The organism is Micromonospora zingiberis (assembly GCF_004331455.1).
GTDB classification, from domain to species: Bacteria; Actinomycetota; Actinomycetes; order Mycobacteriales; family Micromonosporaceae; genus Micromonospora; species Micromonospora zingiberis.
In genome coordinates, this window is record NZ_SJJR01000011.1 from 171521 (window position 1) to 187403 (window position 15883).

Genomic DNA, 15883 nt, shown 5'->3' on the forward strand with positions numbered 1-15883 from the left:
GCGCGGTCAGCCGATCCCGGCGCCGGCCATCGGTGGCAGCGGGCAGTGCAGCAGGCCGCAGATGGTACGCAGCAACTCGATCTCGGCCACGGTCATCATCCCGTCGTGGCTGATCACCGCCACCACGGCCGCGACCAGCCGCTCCTTGTCCGCCGGGCGCAGGCCGTCCAGTACCGGCCAGGCGGTCTCCAGGGCCAGTACGCCGTTCTCCGGCGGGGCGTACGCCACTGTGCTGCCCGGCAGCAGCGTACCGATGCCGGCCTGGAAGGCCCGTTCGGCGTCGGCCGGCTCGGCGTGCCCGACCTGGGCGAGCGTGGCCAGCAGGAAGCCCGCGGCGGAGCGGGCGTCGGTGAGCGTCCGCCGGTCGGTGCGCCAGCGGGAGTCCGGACGCAGCAACTCCTGGATCTCGGCCAGCAACAGCCGGGACAGGCAGTACTCGGACACGTTGATCGCACCGTCGGCGTGGATCAACGTGAACACGGCCGCCAGCAGCGCCTCCACCTCCGGGGCCGACCGGGCGCGCAGGGCCGGGAAGGTCAGCTCGGCCAGCGGCAGCACGAGCATCGGGTGCAGCCCGGCCAGGGCCTGCGCCTGACCGATCGCCGCGTCGGCCAGGTCGCGTCCGTGCCGCTCGGCCAGGGCGGCGTACTGGTGCTGCCGGACCTCGGGCTCGGCACTGAGCAGCAGGCCGAGCAGCAGCGGTACGGCGGTCTCCCGGTTGCGGGCCCGGTCGAGCAGCGGACCCGGAATCTGGTCGAGCAGCGCCGCGGCATGGCTGTAGGCGTTCTCGGTCGGGGCGGCCACCCGCCGGAGTACCTCGGTCGGCGCGAGGCGTACCCGGGTCCCCGCCACCGGCAGCCCCGGCGCGCCGGGCCGTGCCGCTGCGCCCGACGCGGCCTGCGGCGGTACCCCCTGACCCGGTGCGGCTGGTCCGGCTGGGGCCAGGCCCAGCGCGACATCCTCCTGCCGGCCCGACGGGGGTGCCGCCGCCCACTGCCGGGACAGCCGTTGCAGCTCCGCCGGGTCGAACGAGGGCTCCAGCACGCGGATCCGGTCGGCCAGCGGTGGGTGGGTGGCGAACCAGGAGGCTCGGGCCGCCTCGCCGAAGAGCATGTGCCCGACCTCGTCGCGCTTGGGCGACTTCAGCTCGGAGCCGTCGGAGAGTCCGCCGATCTTCTTCAGCGCCCCGGCGATGCCCCGGGTCTGCCGGGTGTACTGCACGGCCGAGGCGTCGGCGAGGTACTCCCGCTGCCGGGACACCGACGCCTGGATCAGCCGCCCGGCGAGCACGCCGACGTACCCGGCGACCAGCAGCGCCAGCCCCACCAGCGCCAGCGGGTTGACCCCGCCACCGCCGCTGTTGCTGCTGCGCTGCCGGCCGGCGCCGCTGATCAGCCCGAAGCGGGCCATGCCCCGACCGATCACGGTCAGGAACAGGATGCCGAACAGCAGGCCCATCAGCCGGATGTTGAGCCGCATGTCCCCGTTCACCACGTGGGCGAACTCGTGGGCGATGACCCCCTGGAGTTCGTCGCGGTTGAGCCGCTGCAACGCGCCCCGGGTGACCGCGACGGCGGCGTCCGACGGGCCCCAGCCGGCGGCGAAGGCGTTGATCGCCGTCTCCTCGGGCAGCACGTAGACCTCGGGCACGGGTACGCCGGAGGCCAACGCCATCTCCTCGACGACGTTGCGCAGTCGGCGCAGCTCCGGGTCGGTGGTGTCCGCCGGCACCGGCACCCCGCCCAGCTCGCGGGCCACCTTCCCACCGCCGCCGCGCAACGCGAGGGTACGCACCAGCGCGGCCAGCCCGATCGCCGCGACGGTGGCCACGGTCACCATGGCCACGAAACCGGCGAGCTGGGCCGGATCGGCGTCGGTGGCGTTGAACGCGATGATCGCCGCGACGTTCACCACCACCACGATGCCGATCACGGCCAGCACGAACAGCAGCACCAACCGGGTCGACAGCCGGCGTACCTGGCGCTGCCGTTCGAAGAAGTTCATCAGAAGGAGACCTGCGGGGCCTGGCGCTGCTGCGGGTCGTCGGGCTCGAACAGCGCGGCCGGCCCGAACGAGAACATCCCCGCGACCAGGCTGGACGGGAAGACCTCACGCTTGTTGTTGTAGGCCATCACCGCGTCGTTGTATGCCTGCCGGGCGAAGGCGACCCGGTTCTCCGTCGAGGTCAGCTCCTCCGACAACTGCATCATGTTCTGGTTGGCCTTGAGGTCCGGGTACGCCTCGGAGAGCGCGAACAGCCGGCCAAGGGTGGCGGTCAGCGCGTTCTCCGCGCCGCTGAGCTGCTGCATCGCCGCCGGGTCGCCCGGGGCCGCCGCGGCGGTGGCCTGCGCGTTGACGGCGGCGTTACGGGCGGTGATCACCGCCTCCAGGGTCTCCCGCTCGTGCTTGAGGTAGCCCTTGGCGGTCTCGACCAGGTTGGGGATCAGGTCGTGCCGGCGGACCAGCTGCACGTCGATCTGGGCGAAGGCGTTGCGGTACGCGTTGCGGGCCCGGACCAGCCCGTTGTAGATCGAGACGCCGAAGCCGAGCACCGCCACGACGATCAAGACCAGACATACCAATCCGATGATCACTTCCACGGCCGCTCCCTGGGTACGCGTCGGATCTTTCGCTGATCATCGTACGTTCGCCGGACCAGCCCCCGCTCCTGGCCGCTTCGCCGACCTGTCGTACCGCTTGGCCGAGGGCACAGTCGGCGGGCGGGACGCCCACGCGTCCCGCCCGCCGACCGGAGCCGCCGTCAGCGGGCGGCCCGGCGGGCCTTCATCGCGCTGTCGGCGATGTCCCAGAGCGTGATGGCGACGATCACCACGACGCTGATCCGGGCGACCGTGTCGATGCCGCCGTCGCGCAGCCACGCGAACCGGGCGACGAAGTCGGGGTTGAACAGCCGGTCGGTGAGCAGCAGCCAGATCGCCGGCACCGCGAAGGCGAGACCGAGCAGGGCGTTGACGCCGACCAGTGGCCAGGTCCATCGGCGGGCCCGGTACTTGGCGAACTCCAGCCCGATGCTGGCGACCAGGACGGCGATCAGCGCCGGCAGCCAGGACGTCCAGAGCGCCGGGTCGAGAACCGGCAGCCGGTCGCCGTCGCCGATCACCGTCTGGAACTGCTGCCACGGCAGGAACGCGATGGTCAGGCCCAGGAACAGGATCGAGGCGCAGACGTCGGTGAGACTGACGTCCCGTTCGACGGGCTCGTCGGGGAGTTGGTCGACGGTCCATTCCGGCAGGTGCAGCGGGGTGCCGAGCCGTTCCAGCACCGCGAAGACGACCGTCACCCAGAAGGCGATCTGTACCGCCACGTTGAACGCCGCGGAGATGCCCGCACCGATGGCGCCGGCCGGGTTGTCGGCGGTGGTCGCCTCCAGCCCGGCCATCAGCACCCCGACGATGGCCGGGATGGTGCTGACCAGCGCGATCAGCAGCCGGCGCCAGGGCAGGAAGTACTCCGGGCCGATGAGCTGGAGCCGTCGATCGGTGTATCGGGCGGCCAGTTGGGCCGGGTTGCCCAGCTCGGTGAGCACCTCCCGCTCGGCCGTCGTGGCGTCGAGGCCGTCGGCGGTCCGGCCGTCGATCATGTCGCCGATCGAGGCGCGTAGTTCGTCGGCGATCTCCTCGCGGCGCGCGGTCGGCACCGAGCGCAGCGTGGCGGCGAGGTAGCGATCGGTGAGGGAGGTCGTCATCGGGGGTCTCCTTCGATCAGGGCGGTCAGGGAGGTCTGCACGGCGGCGAGGTCGTCGAGTAGCCGGCGCAGCAGCAACTCGCCCTCGGCACTGGTGCGGTAGAACTTGCGCGGCCGGCTCTCCTCGGTGTTCCACTCGCTGGTCAGCAGCCCCTGCTCCTCCAGCCGGCGTAGCAGCGGGTAGAGGGTGTTGGCGTCCACCGCAAAGCCGTGCCCGGTGAGTCGTTGCAGCAGCGCGTACCCGTAGTCCGGTCGACGCAGCGCGACCAGGCTGGCCACCACCACCGTCCCCCGCCGCAACTCCTGCAGATGCGTCCGCAGCACATCGTCACTACCCATGCGTCACACAATACTGTGTGCCACACACCAATGTCCACCACACAACACTGTCCCCCACACGACACCGTCCCCACGCGATCTTGCACTTTGTGTCGGGGCATAAGCCGCCAAGGGGGTGTTTCGGCGACCGAAAGTGCAAGATCGACGGGGTGGGGAGGGGTGGGGGAGGAGGGGCGGGTGTGGCGTGGGGGTGGGGGGTACGGGGGCGGCGATAGGGTGGGGCGACCGACTCGATCATTTGACCCGGGGGGCTCGTATGGGCGATTCGTTTGCGCATCTGCATGTGCACACGGAGTACTCGATGCTCGACGGGGCGGCCCGGCTCAAGGACCTGTTTGCCGAGGTCAAGCGGCAGGGAATGCCGGCGGTGGCGATGACCGACCACGGCAACATGCACGGCGCGAACGACTTCTACAAGCAGGCGATGGCCGCCGGGGTCACCCCGATCCTGGGCATCGAGGCGTACGTGGCGCCGGAGTCGCGCTTCCACAAGAAGCGGGTGCGGTGGGGCCGCCCGGAGCAGAAGGGCGACGACGTATCCGGTAGTGGCGGTTACACCCACAAGACGATCTGGGCGCGGAACAAGACCGGCCTGCACAACCTCTTCACGCTGACCAGCAAGGCATACACCGAGGGTTACTTCGTCAAGTGGCCGCGGATGGACGCAGAGTTGCTCGCCCAGCACGCCGACGGGCTGATGGCCACCACCGGCTGCCCCTCCGGCGAGGTGCAGACCCGGCTACGGCTCGGCCAGGACGCGCAGGCCCTCGAGGCCGCCGCGAAGTACCAGGACATGTTCGGCAAGGAAAACTACTTCCTGGAGCTGATGGACCACGGCCTGGACATCGAGACGAAGGTCCGCAAGGGACTGGTGGAGATCGGCCGCAAACTCGGCATCCCGCCGGTGGTCACCAACGACTCGCACTACACCCACGAGGCGCAGTCCGAGGCGCACGACGTGCTGCTCTGCGTGCAGACCGGCAGCAACGTCGCCGACCCGAACCGGTTCAGATTCGGCGGCAGCGGCTACTACATCAAGTCCGCCGACGAGATGCGCGGCGTCGACAACTCCGACGTCTGGCTGGAGGGCTGCCGGAACACGCTGCTGGTGGCCGAGCGGGTCGACCCGGCCGGGATGTTCGAGTTCCACAACCTGATGCCGCGCTTTCCGGTGCCCGACGGCGAGACCGAGGAGTCCTGGTTCCGCAAGGAGACCTTCGCCGGGCTGGCCCGCCGCTTCCCGGCAGGCATCCCCGAGGGGCACGTCGTGCAGGCCGAGTACGAGCTGGGCGTCATCATCCAGATGGGCTTCCCGTCGTACTTCCTCGTGGTCGCCGACTTCATCCAGTGGGCCAAGAACCAGGGCATCGCGGTCGGTCCGGGCCGTGGCTCGGCGGCCGGCTCGCTTGTCGCGTACGCCCTGGGCATCACCGACCTGGACCCGATCCCACACGGGCTGATCTTCGAACGCTTCCTCAACCCCGAGCGCGTCTCCATGCCCGATGTCGACATCGACTTCGACGAGCGTCGGCGCGGTGAGGTGATCAAGTACGTCACCGACAAGTGGGGCGAGGACAAGGTCGCGCAGATCGCCACCTTCGGCACCATCAAGGCGAAGGCCGCGATCAAGGACTCGGCCCGGGTGCTCGGCTACCCGTACGCGGTCGGGGACCGGATCACCAAGGCCATGCCGCCGGCCGTGATGGGCAAGGACATCCCGCTCGAAGGCATCTTCGACCCGAAGCATCCGCGATACGCCGAGGCCGGCGAGATCCGCGGCATGTACGAGTCCGAGGCCGACGTCAAGAAGGTCATCGACACCGCCCGGGGCATCGAGGGGCTGATCCGGCAGACCGGCGTGCACGCCGCCGGTGTGATCATGTCCGCCGAGCCGATCGTCGACCACATCCCGCTGATGCGCCGCGACTCCGACGGGGTGATCATCACCCAGTTCGACTACCCGACGTGCGAGTCGCTCGGGCTGTTGAAGATGGACTTCCTCGGTCTGCGCAACCTGACCATCATCGACGACGCGGTGAAGAACATCGGGCTCAACCACGGCAGGGAGCTGGACCTGCTGGCCCTGCCGCTGGACGACAAGGCCGCGTACGAGTTGCTGTCCCGGGGCGACACCCTGGGCGTGTTCCAACTCGACGGCGGGCCGATGCGCTCGCTGCTGCGGATGATGAAGCCGGACAACTTCGAGGACATCTCCGCCGTCCTGGCGCTGTACCGGCCCGGCCCGATGGGCGTGGACTCGCACACCAACTACGCGCTGCGCAAGAACGGCCTCCAGGAGATCACCCCGATCCACCCGGAGCTGGAGGAGCCGCTGCGGGAGATCCTCGCCCCCACCTACGGCCTGATCGTCTACCAGGAGCAGGTGCAGCGCGCCGCGCAGATCCTCGCCGGGTACACCCTCGGTCAGGCCGACCTGCTGCGCCGGGCGATGGGCAAGAAGAAGAAGGAGATCCTCGACAAGGAGTTCGGCCCGTTCCGGGACGGCTGCCGCGAAAACGGCTACTCCGACGAGGCGATCCAGAAGGTCTGGGACGTGCTGGTCCCGTTCGCCGGGTACGCCTTCAACAAGGCGCACTCGGCCGCGTACGGCCTGGTGTCGTACTGGACGGCGTACCTGAAGGCGCACTACCCGGCCGAGTACATGGCGGCGCTGCTCACCTCCGTCGGCGACGACAAGGACAAGATGGCGCTCTACCTGTCGGAGTGCCGGCGGATGGGCATCCAGGTGCTGCCGCCGGACGTGAACACCTCGGCCGGGCCGTTCACCCCGGTCGGCAAGGAGATCCGCTTCGGGCTCGGCGCGATCCGCAACGTCGGCGCGAACGTGGTCACCTCGATCATGCGCTGCCGTGACGAGAAGGGCGAGTACGCCGACTTCTACGACTTCCTGTCCAAGGTGGACGCGGTGGTCTGCAACAAGAAGACGATCGAATCCCTGATCAAGGCCGGCGCCTTCGACGTGATGCGACACCCGCGCAAGGCCCTGCTCGCCGTGCACGCCGACGCCATCGACGCGTACGCCGACGTCAAGCGCAAGGAGGCCGTCGGGCAGTACGACCTGTTCGGGGCGGGCTTCGGTGACACCGAGACGGCCACCAACACCACGGTCATGCCGACCATCGCCGAGGGCGAGTGGGACAAGCGCGACAAGCTCGCCTTCGAACGCGAGATGCTCGGCCTGTACGTCTCCGACCACCCGCTGTTCGGCCTGGAACACATCCTCGGCCCGGCGGCCGACTGCACCATCGCCTCCCTCTCCGAGGAGGGCACCGTGCCCGATGGCGCGGTGGTCACCCTCGCCGGCATCCTCTCCGGGGTGCAGCGCCGGGTCACCAAGCAGGGCCGGGCGTGGGCCTCGGCCACCCTGGAGGACCTGGCCGGTGGGGTGGAGACGCTGTTCTTCCCGAACACCTACGAGGTGATCGGCCAGTACATCGCCGAGGACGCGATCGTGGTGGTCAAGGGGCGGGTGGACCGGCGTGACGACATCCCCCGCATCATGGCCATGGACATGTCCCTGCCCGACGTCTCCATGAGCGCGACCAACAAGCCGGTCACCCTGACCATCCCGGTGACCCGGTGCACCCCGCCGCTGGTGGAACGGCTCAGGGAGACCCTGGTGCTGCACCCGGGCGACGCCGAGGTGCACGTCAAGCTGCTCAACGGCAGCCGGACCACCCTGCTGCGGCTCGGCCCGGTGCGGGTGGCGGCGACCACCGCGTTGATGGCCGACCTGAAGAGCGTCCTCGGCCCTGCCAACGTCAGCTGATCCCCGCCGGCCGAGCGGAGATCCACACCGTTGCGGTGGAACGGCGGTAACCCGCCGGCCGGGACACCGCCACTTCGCCGAAACGGTGTCGATCATGCGCTGAGGGCCTGGGGCCTGGGGCCTGGGGCCTGGGGCCTGGGGCCGGGGGCCGGGGGCCGGGGGCCGGGGGCCGGGGCCGGGGCCGGGGGCCGGGGCCGGGGGCCGGGGCCGGGGGCCGGGGACGGAGGGCCCGAGGGCCGGGACCGGGGGCCAGGGGGTCGGGATTGGCGTTCGGCAGGGGCTGGTGGGGCGATTAGCGTCGGTGGGCGTGGAACTGGAGCAGGCGCAGAAGTTGTGGCAACCGCAGCCGGGCTGGCTGAACACCGCCAGCTACGGGTTGCCGCCCGACCCGGCCTGGGAGGCCCTGCAGGAGGCGCTCGCCGGCTGGCGCGCGGGACGGATGTCGTGGGAGCGCTGGGGCGAGTCGACCGAGCAGTCCCGGGCCGCGTTCGCCCGGCTGGTCGGGGTGCCGGCGGTCGACGTGGCGGTCGGCGCCACCGTCTCCCAACTGCTGGCGCCGGTCGCCGCCGCGCTGCCCGCCGGTGCCCGGGTGGTCGTCCCCGAGGTGGAGTTCACCTCCAACCTCTTCCCGTGGCTGGTGCAGGAGGACCGGGGCGTCGAGGTTCGCACCGTGCCGTTGGCCGAGTTGGCCACCTCGATCGACGCCGACACCGATCTGGTGGCGTTCAGCCTGGTGCAGTCCGCCGACGGCACGGTGGCCGCGTACGACGACATCGTCGCGGCGGCCCGGGCGTACGGCGCGCTGGTCGCGGTCGACGCCACCCAGGCGTGCGGTTGGCTGCCGTTCGACGCGGCCCGGGCCGACGTGGTGGTGGCCGGCGGGTACAAGTGGCTGATGGGCCCCCGGGGCACCGCCTTCGGCTACCTGACGCCAGCGTTGCGCGACCGGCTGCGGCCGGATGCCGCCGGCTGGTTCGCCGGCCGTGACCCGCACGCCGCCTACTACGGTCCGCCGCTGCGGCTGGCCGACGACGCCCGCCGGTTCGACATCTCGCCGGCCTGGTTCAGCTGGGTCGGCGCCGCCCCGGCGCTGGAACTGCTGCTGGAGATCGGGGTGCCGGCGGTGCACGCGCACGACGTGGCGCTGGCCAACCGGTTCCTGACCGGGCTGGGCCAGCCGCCGGGGGACAGCGCGATCGTCACCGTGCAGGTTCCCGGGGCGCAGGAGAAGCTCGAACGGGCCGGGGTCCGCGCGGCGGTACGGGCCGGAAAGGTCCGGGCCTCCTTCCACCTCTACTCGACCGAGCAGGACGTCGACCTCGCGCTCGACGCCCTGACCAGCGTCCCTCGCCGGCAGCCGGGCCGGGCTCCAAGGCACCCTGACCAGCGCGCCTCGCCGATAGTCGGGCCGGCTCCGGGACGCCCTGACCAGCGTGCCTCGCCGGGTCTGGGGCGTCCTGACCGGCCGGCGGCGCCCTGACCGGCCGGCGGCGCCCTGACCGGCCGGCGGCGCCCTGACCGGCCGGCGGCGCCCTCGCCGGCAGCCGGGTCCGCTCGGGGCGGGCCGGTGGCCGGTCGGCGAGGGCGCCGGGCTTAGAGCGACCGGCAATAGGCCGACACGTCCTGATAGCCAGCCCGCCACCCAGGGCGGGGAAGATCTTGGTACGAATCTGCCCCTTGAGGGGCGCACTCGTACCAAGATCTCGGATGCCTTGGCGGGGCAGCGAGCCTGCCAGATGGTTGCCTGGGGTCAGTGACGGGCCCATGGGCATGTGCCCGGCCGCTCGACCTCCCGCTGCGTCACCACCACCAATTGCCGGTCGCTCTTACTTCGCGGAGCCGGTGACGATGCCCGGGTTGATGCACAGCCCCGGCGAGCTGCCGTTCTTCTCGGCGATCTCCAGGCAGCGGGTCACCTTGTCCACCTTGGCGTTGGTCTCGGTGATCTCCTTCTGGATCTCGGCGTTGCGGCGGTCCTGTTCGAGGTTGCGGGTCTGGGCCAGCTTGTCCTGGAACGCCTTGATGTTGCCCTCGGTCTTGTCGTCGTGGTTGACCCGGGTGATGGTCACCGACAGGATGTCGACGTCGCTGGCCAGCCGGGCATCGGCGCTGGTCTTGATGCTCTCGGCGAAGGGCTTGAGGTCGACGTTCAGGCTGCCGGTCTTCGCGTCGATGCGCTCCAGCGGGTTGTAGGAGGCGAAGGCGTCGTTCACCGCGCTGTCGAGCTGAACGCCGACCCGCTGCCCCCGGAAGCTGCCGAAGTCGCCCTTGTAGTCCATGAACTGCTGCGGCGCGTTCTCCGGCCGGACCTGCCACTCGACCAGCAGCTCGACGCAGGCGTCGGCGAGGGTGCCGGTACGCACCCGGACACAGTTGTCGCTGCCGATGTGGTCGTACTTCTGCCGCCCGGCGTCCCATTCGCCGACCCGCTGCCACGGTGCGACCCACTTCAGGCCCGAACCGGTGACCTCGCCGGTGGGCTTGCCGAAGCTGGTGACGATGCCGACCGAGCGGATCGGCACCGAGTGGGCGCTCGACGCGATGGTGAGCAGGAGCGTCGCGGCCAGGGCGGTGACCGCCGTCAGGGCGCCGATCTGCCGCACGCTTCGGTGCGCGCCGAGCAGGGCGACGGCGACGGCGATGGCCGCGATGATCGCGGTGACGATCGCGAGGATGAAGCCGAAGGGCATGGGTACGGACCTTTCCGGGGCGATCAGGCTGAGTGGATCATCAACCTAGCGGCCCCGGGCAAGGGCCGGTGGCCCACGGTGGGTGGGGCCGGCACATGTCCGCCGACGGGTTGGCGTGAACGGCCTACATCGACTGCGTCGGTCGGCCGCCAGAAGGATTGCCGAGGTGGCGGCGATACATGCATCGGACGTCCCAAATATAGGGACCATCGACATAGATCGACTCGTTGGCCGCCCCGTAGGTTTCCTGCACGTGGCGGCCCTGTGACCCCGGTCACCGATCTGGTCGTCGCGGGTGACCGAAGGATGGGCGATGACCGGGCAGGCGATCCTCTCGGCGCGCGGGTTGTCCCGCGACTTCCGGGGCTTCCGAGCGGTCGACGCGGTCGACCTCGACATCGCGCCGGACAGCGTGCACGCGTTGGTCGGGCCGAACGGCGCCGGCAAGACCACACTGTTCAACCTGCTCACCGGCTTCCTGCGACCCACCGCGGGACGGATCGAGCTCAACGGCCGGGACGTCACCGGCCTGCCCCCGGAACGGGTCGCCCGACTCGGGGTGGCCCGCTCGTTCCAGATCACCAGCCTCTTCCCGCAGCTGTGTGCCCGTGAGCACGTCGAGCTGGCGTTGCAGAGCCCGAGCGGGCTGGGTTGGCGGTTCTGGCGCTCGGCCAAACTGATGTCCCGCTACGCCGACCGGGCGGACGAACTGCTGGACATGGTGGGCCTCGCCGAGCTGGCGGAGGCACCGGCCGAGGCGTTGGCGTACGGGCGCAAGCGGGCCCTGGAACTGGCCATCGCGCTGGCCCTGGACCCGAAGGTGCTGCTGCTGGACGAGCCGACCGCCGGCATGGGCCTGGAGGACGTCGACCGCACCGTCGAACTGATCGGGCGGGTCCGCGCCGGCCGCACCGTGGTCATGGTCGAGCACAACATGAGCGTGGTCGGCCGGCTCGCCGACACCGTCACCGTGTTGCAGGCCGGTCGGGTCCTCGTCGAGGGCCCTTACCAGCAGGTCCGTGCCGACGAACGGGTGATCACCGCCTACCTGGGAGCCACCGATGCTGCGCATTGAGAACCTGTCCGCCGCCTACGGTGAGGCGCAGGTGCTACGGGACGTCAGCCTGCAGGTCGCCACCGGCGAGGTGGTCACCCTGGTCGGGCGCAACGGTGCCGGCAAGTCCACCCTGCTGCGCTGCGTGATGGGGCTGCACGCCGGCCAGCGCGGCACGGTGGAACTCGACGGGCGGGACATCACCCGGCTGCCGGCCCACCGGCGGGCCCGGCTCGGGCTCGGCTGGGTGCCCGACGACCGGGGCAGCTACGCCACGCTCAGCGTCACCGAGAACCTCACGCTGCCGCCGGCGGTGGGCCCGCAGCCATGGTCGCTGGAGCGGGTGTACGAGGCTTTCCCCGCCCTCTACGCGCGGCGTGACTCGGCAGCCACCATGCTCTCCGGCGGCGAACAGCAGATGCTGGCGTTGGCCCGGGTGCTGCGCATGGGCGCCCGGTTGATGCTCTGTGACGAGCCGACCGAGGGGCTGTCCCCGCTGCTGGTGCAGCAGGTCGGCGAGATCCTGCGCCAGGCCAAGCAGCACGGCGTGACCGTGCTGCTGGTGGAACAGAACCTGCACTTCGCCACCGGGGTCGCCGATCGTCACTACCTGTTGGCCGAGGGACGCGTCGTCGAGGCGTTGGACAACTCCGAGGTGCGCTCGCGCGAGCGCGAGCTGCTGTCGTACCTCGGCATCTGAACGGATTTTTCCCACTGGACGGTGAACCGCGCCGAGGCGCGGACATGGAGGGACGGGCATGCGCAGGACGACAGGTTTGGCGGCGGTCTCCGCCGCCGCGTTGCTGATCACCGGCTGCGGCGGTGGCGGACCGCAAAGTTCAGCGGACTCGAAGCTGACCGACGACAAGATCGTGCTGGGTGTGCTCAACGACCAGTCCGGGGTCTACTCCGAACTGTCCGGCCGCAACTCGGTGAAGGCCGTGGAGATGGCCATCGCCGACTTCAAGGCCAAGCACGGCGCCAGCGTGATCACCGACAACATCAGCGTCGAGTCCGCCGACCACCAGAACAAGCCCGACATCGCCAACAACCGGGCCGCCGAGTTGTACGACCGCCGGTCCGCCGACGTGATCTTCGACGTGCCCACCTCCTCGGCCGCGCTCAAGGTGGCCGACGTGGCCAAGGCCAAGCAGAAGCTCTACTTCAACATCACCGGCGCCACCACCGAGCTGACCGGCAAGGCCTGCAACAAGTACACCTTCCACTACGCCTACGACACCTACATGCTGGCCAACGGCACCGGCCGGACGGTCACCGAGCAGGGTGCCAAGAACTGGTACATCGTCTACCCGGACTACGCCTTCGGCCAGGACATGGAGCGCAGCTTCTCCGCGGCCGTACAGCAGGCCGGCGGGACCATCGTCGGCAAGGACCCGACGCCGTTCCCCAACGACAACTTCTCCACCTTCCTGCTGAAGGCCCCGACCCTGGATCCGAAGCCGGACGTGCTGGGCACCATGCAGGCCGGCGCCGACCTAGTCAACCTGGTGAAGCAGTACAACGAGTTCAAGCTGCGGGAGAAGGGCGTCGGCCTCTCCGTCGGCCTGATGTTCCTGACCGACATCCACTCCCTGACCCCCGCCGCGCTGGCCGGGACCACCTACACCGACGCCTGGTACTGGAACTTCGACCAGCGCAACCGGGAGTTCGCCGACCGGTTCCAGCAGGTCACCGGCACCCGCCCGACCTTCGCCCACGCGGCGAACTACTCGGCGGCGTTGCAGTACCTGGAGGCCGTGCAGGCCGTCGGCACCGACGACGCCGACCAGGTGGTCGCGCACCTCGAAGGCAAGACGATCGACGACGTGTTCCTGCGCAACGGCAAGATCCGTGCCGAGGACCACCGGGTCATCCACGACGCCTACCTGGCCGAGGTCAAGCCGGCCGCCGAGGTGACGGAGGAGTGGGACTACGTCAAGATCCTCAAGACCATTCCCGCCGAACAGGCGTTCGCCAGCCCTTCGGCCGACTGCACGATGTGACCAGGCGATGAGCGGATTCCTGCAACACACGTTCAACGGGTTGGTGGGCGGGGCGTTCTACGCCCTGCTCGCCCTCGGGCTCGCGGTCATCTTCGGGATGCTGAGGGTGGTCAACTTCGCGCACGGCGCCTTCTACATGCTCGGCGCCTTCGGGGCGTACGTGCTGCTCACCGAGGTCGGGGTGCCGTTCTGGGGCGCCCTGGTGATCGTGCCGGCGGCGCTCGGCCTGCTCGGGATGGCGCTGGAACGGGCATTCATCCACCGGCTGACCCGGCTGGATCCGCTCTACAACTTCCTGTTCACCTTCGGGCTGACGCTGATCCTGCAGGACCTGGTCCGCAGCCGGTACGGCGTGCAGTCCAGCCCGTACACCACCCCGGCCGGATTGCAGGGCTCGGTCGACTTCGGCCTGTTCACCTTCCCGACGTACCGGGTCTTCGTGCTCGGCTTCGCCATCCTGGCCTGTCTCGGCGTGTGGTGGCTGCTGACCCACACCCGGATCGGCATGGTGGTCCGGGCCGCGACCGAGCGACCGGAACTGACCCGGGCGTTCGGCATCGACGTCGGGCGCTGGGTGACCCCGGTGTTCGGCTTCGGCATCGCCCTGGCCGGCGCCGCCGGGGTACTCGCCGCACCGATGCGGGCGGTCAACCCGCTGATGGGCGCAGACCTGATCATCGTGGTCTTCGCGGTCGTGGTGATCGGCGGGCTCGGTTCCATCTTCGGTTCGGTCGCCGCCGGGTTCGGCATCGGTCTGATCCAGGCGTGGGGCGAGGCGTACCTGTCGGAGACGGCACCGATCCTGGCGCAGACGCTGGTGTTCATCGTGATGGCCGTCGTACTGCTGTGGCGCCCGGCCGGGCTGTTCGGACGTGAGGAGGCACCGGCGTGACGAGCACCGTCGACACCAGTTCCAGCCCGGCCGCCACGGTGCCCTCCGGGCTGGCCACCGTCGCCCGCGCGCCCAGATGGCTGCGGTACGCACTGTTGGCCGTCGGCCTGGCGGTCGCGTTGTGGCTACCCAACGGGCTCTACCCGGCGGTCGCCGTGGACATCCTGTGCTGGGCGCTGTTCGCCGTCGCCATCGACCTGCTGCTCGGCTTCACCGGGCTGATGTCCTTCGGCCACGCCGCCTTCTGGGGCACGTCGGCGTACGCGACGGGACTCGTCGCCATCCACGCCGGCGTCCCCTTCCCGGTCGCCGTACTGGCCGGGGCGCTGGTGGCGGCCGTGCTCGCCGTACCGCTCGGGTATCTCGCGGTGAAGCGCACCGGCATCTACTTCGCGATGGTGACCCTCGCCTTCGCGCAGATGATCTACTACATCGCGAACAAGTGGGGCAGCCTCACCGGCGGCGAGAACGGCCTGCAAAGTGTGCCGCGCGAGCTGTTCGGCCTGGACCTGCGCGACGAGTACTACTTCTACTACGCGGCACTGCCCATCGTGCTGCTCGGCCTGGCCGCCGCGTGGCGGATCGTCAACTCGCCGTTCGGTCGCGTCCTGGTCGGTATCCGTGACAACCCGGCACGCGCCCGGGCGCTCGGCTACCCGGTGCACCGCTACAAGCTCACCGCGTTCGTCCTCTCGGCGTTCCTCGCCGGCCTCGGTGGTGGGCTGTTCGTGATGGGACACCGGTTCGTCTCGCTGGACGCACTGCACTGGACCACCTCCGGCAAGGCCGTCATCGTGGTGGTGCTCGGCGGCATCGGCACCCTCTGGGGCGGCGTGCTCGGTGCGGCCATCCTGGTCCGGCTGGAGGACTGGCTGTCGTACTCCGGTTTCGAGACGATCGGCCTGGTGACCGGCGGCATCTTCGTCCTGGTCGTGCTGCTGTTCCGGCGTGGCATCTGGGGCAGCGTGGCCGCGCTGGCGCAGCGCTGGCGGGCCTCCCGCCGCCGTTAGTCAGCCCCGTCCAGGGCCTGGACACGCCGGTGGCCGGCACCCGGTTACGGGTGCCGGCCAACGGTCGGTCTGGGTCAGCTGTTCCAGTGCTGGGTGACCAGGTCGGCGGCCTGCTGTTCCCACTGGGCGTAGTGGTCGGGGTACGCCGACACCTGCACGGTCTGGGCGGCCTTGGTCAGCGGCATGTCCTGCCAGCCGTCGACCTGCTTGAGGCCCTTGAGGAACGCGGTGGTGGAGTATTCGGGGTCGGTGATCTGCTCGACCGTGCCCCAGCCGCTGGAGGGGCGCTGCTGGAACAGGCCCTGCGAGTCGTGGTCGTTGCGGTCACCGAGGTGGCCGAGGTTCTCCAGCTTCGACTCCTGCAGGGAGGTGGCGATCGCGACCACGGCGGCACGCTCGT

General features: G+C 70.2%; 11 protein-coding genes and 2 pseudogenes. 7 read left to right on the forward strand and 6 right to left on the reverse strand.

Going from position 1 to position 15883, the window contains the following annotated elements:
* Positions 1–6 precede the first annotated feature (6 nt).
* From E0H26_RS17950 to E0H26_RS17965, 4 genes are all read right to left on the reverse strand, one after another.
* Positions 7–2004 carry a M48 family metallopeptidase gene (locus E0H26_RS17950; RefSeq protein WP_131304969.1) on the reverse strand — a complete coding sequence of 666 codons (1998 nt, stop codon included), beginning with the start codon at positions 2002–2004 and terminating at the stop codon, positions 7–9.
* Positions 2004–2600, reverse strand: coding sequence for a LemA family protein (locus E0H26_RS17955; protein WP_206025209.1), 597 nt, complete (start codon positions 2598–2600; stop codon positions 2004–2006). Before E0H26_RS17955 ends, E0H26_RS17950 begins: the two co-directional genes overlap by 1 nt.
* A 161-nt stretch (positions 2601–2761) precedes the next feature.
* Positions 2762–3706 carry a permease prefix domain 1-containing protein gene (locus tag E0H26_RS17960; RefSeq protein ID WP_131304971.1) on the reverse strand — a complete coding sequence of 315 codons (945 nt, stop codon included), beginning with the start codon at positions 3704–3706 and terminating at the stop codon, positions 2762–2764.
* The gene (locus E0H26_RS17965; RefSeq protein WP_131304973.1) at positions 3703–4044 is read right to left on the reverse strand and encodes a PadR family transcriptional regulator; all 342 of its coding nucleotides are present in this window, start codon (positions 4042–4044) and stop codon (positions 3703–3705) included. Before E0H26_RS17965 ends, E0H26_RS17960 begins: the two co-directional genes overlap by 4 nt.
* Positions 4045–4300: 256 nt before the next feature.
* Between E0H26_RS17965 and dnaE the strand changes: the two genes are divergently transcribed.
* Together dnaE and E0H26_RS17975 are read left to right on the forward strand one after the other, a co-directional pair.
* A complete protein-coding gene (gene dnaE / locus E0H26_RS17970; RefSeq protein ID WP_131304975.1) occupies positions 4301–7834 on the forward strand; it encodes a DNA polymerase III subunit alpha in 3534 nt (1177 codons plus the stop codon).
* 307 nt (positions 7835–8141) lie between these two features.
* A pseudogene (locus E0H26_RS17975) lies at positions 8142–9173 on the forward strand (aminotransferase class V-fold PLP-dependent enzyme); the annotation flags it as partial.
* A 487-nt stretch (positions 9174–9660) separates the two neighbouring features.
* Here E0H26_RS17975 and E0H26_RS17980 read toward each other — a convergent pair.
* Positions 9661–10524, reverse strand: coding sequence for an SPFH domain-containing protein (locus E0H26_RS17980; RefSeq protein WP_131304979.1), 864 nt, complete (start codon positions 10522–10524; stop codon positions 9661–9663).
* Between the two features lie 313 nt (positions 10525–10837).
* On the opposite strand from E0H26_RS17980, the gene E0H26_RS17985 reads away from it, so the two are divergent.
* Genes E0H26_RS17985 through E0H26_RS18005 form a run of 5 tightly spaced genes read left to right on the forward strand, consistent with a single transcriptional unit; the run spans position 10838 to position 15483 of the window.
* Positions 10838–11599 (forward strand): ABC transporter ATP-binding protein, encoded by a 762-nt coding sequence (locus E0H26_RS17985; protein ID WP_131304981.1) that lies wholly within the window; start codon positions 10838–10840, stop codon positions 11597–11599.
* Positions 11586–12278 (forward strand): ABC transporter ATP-binding protein, encoded by a 693-nt coding sequence (locus tag E0H26_RS17990; RefSeq protein WP_131304983.1) that lies wholly within the window; start codon positions 11586–11588, stop codon positions 12276–12278. The genes E0H26_RS17985 and E0H26_RS17990 overlap by 14 nt, the downstream gene beginning before the upstream one ends.
* Positions 12279–12336: 58 nt before the next feature.
* Positions 12337–13581, forward strand: coding sequence for an ABC transporter substrate-binding protein (locus tag E0H26_RS17995; RefSeq protein ID WP_131304986.1), 1245 nt, complete (start codon positions 12337–12339; stop codon positions 13579–13581).
* 7 nt (positions 13582–13588) lie between these two features.
* Entirely contained in the window at positions 13589–14473 is an 885-nt protein-coding gene (locus E0H26_RS18000; RefSeq protein WP_131304988.1) for a branched-chain amino acid ABC transporter permease, read from the forward strand.
* The gene (locus tag E0H26_RS18005) at positions 14470–15483 is read left to right on the forward strand and encodes a branched-chain amino acid ABC transporter permease (RefSeq protein ID WP_131304990.1); all 1014 of its coding nucleotides are present in this window, start codon (positions 14470–14472) and stop codon (positions 15481–15483) included. The genes E0H26_RS18000 and E0H26_RS18005 overlap by 4 nt, the downstream gene beginning before the upstream one ends.
* A gap of 74 nt (positions 15484–15557) precedes the next feature.
* On the opposite strand, the pseudogene E0H26_RS18010 reads toward E0H26_RS18005, so the two are convergent.
* Positions 15558–15883 (reverse strand): annotated as a pseudogene (locus E0H26_RS18010) (hypothetical protein); the annotation flags it as partial.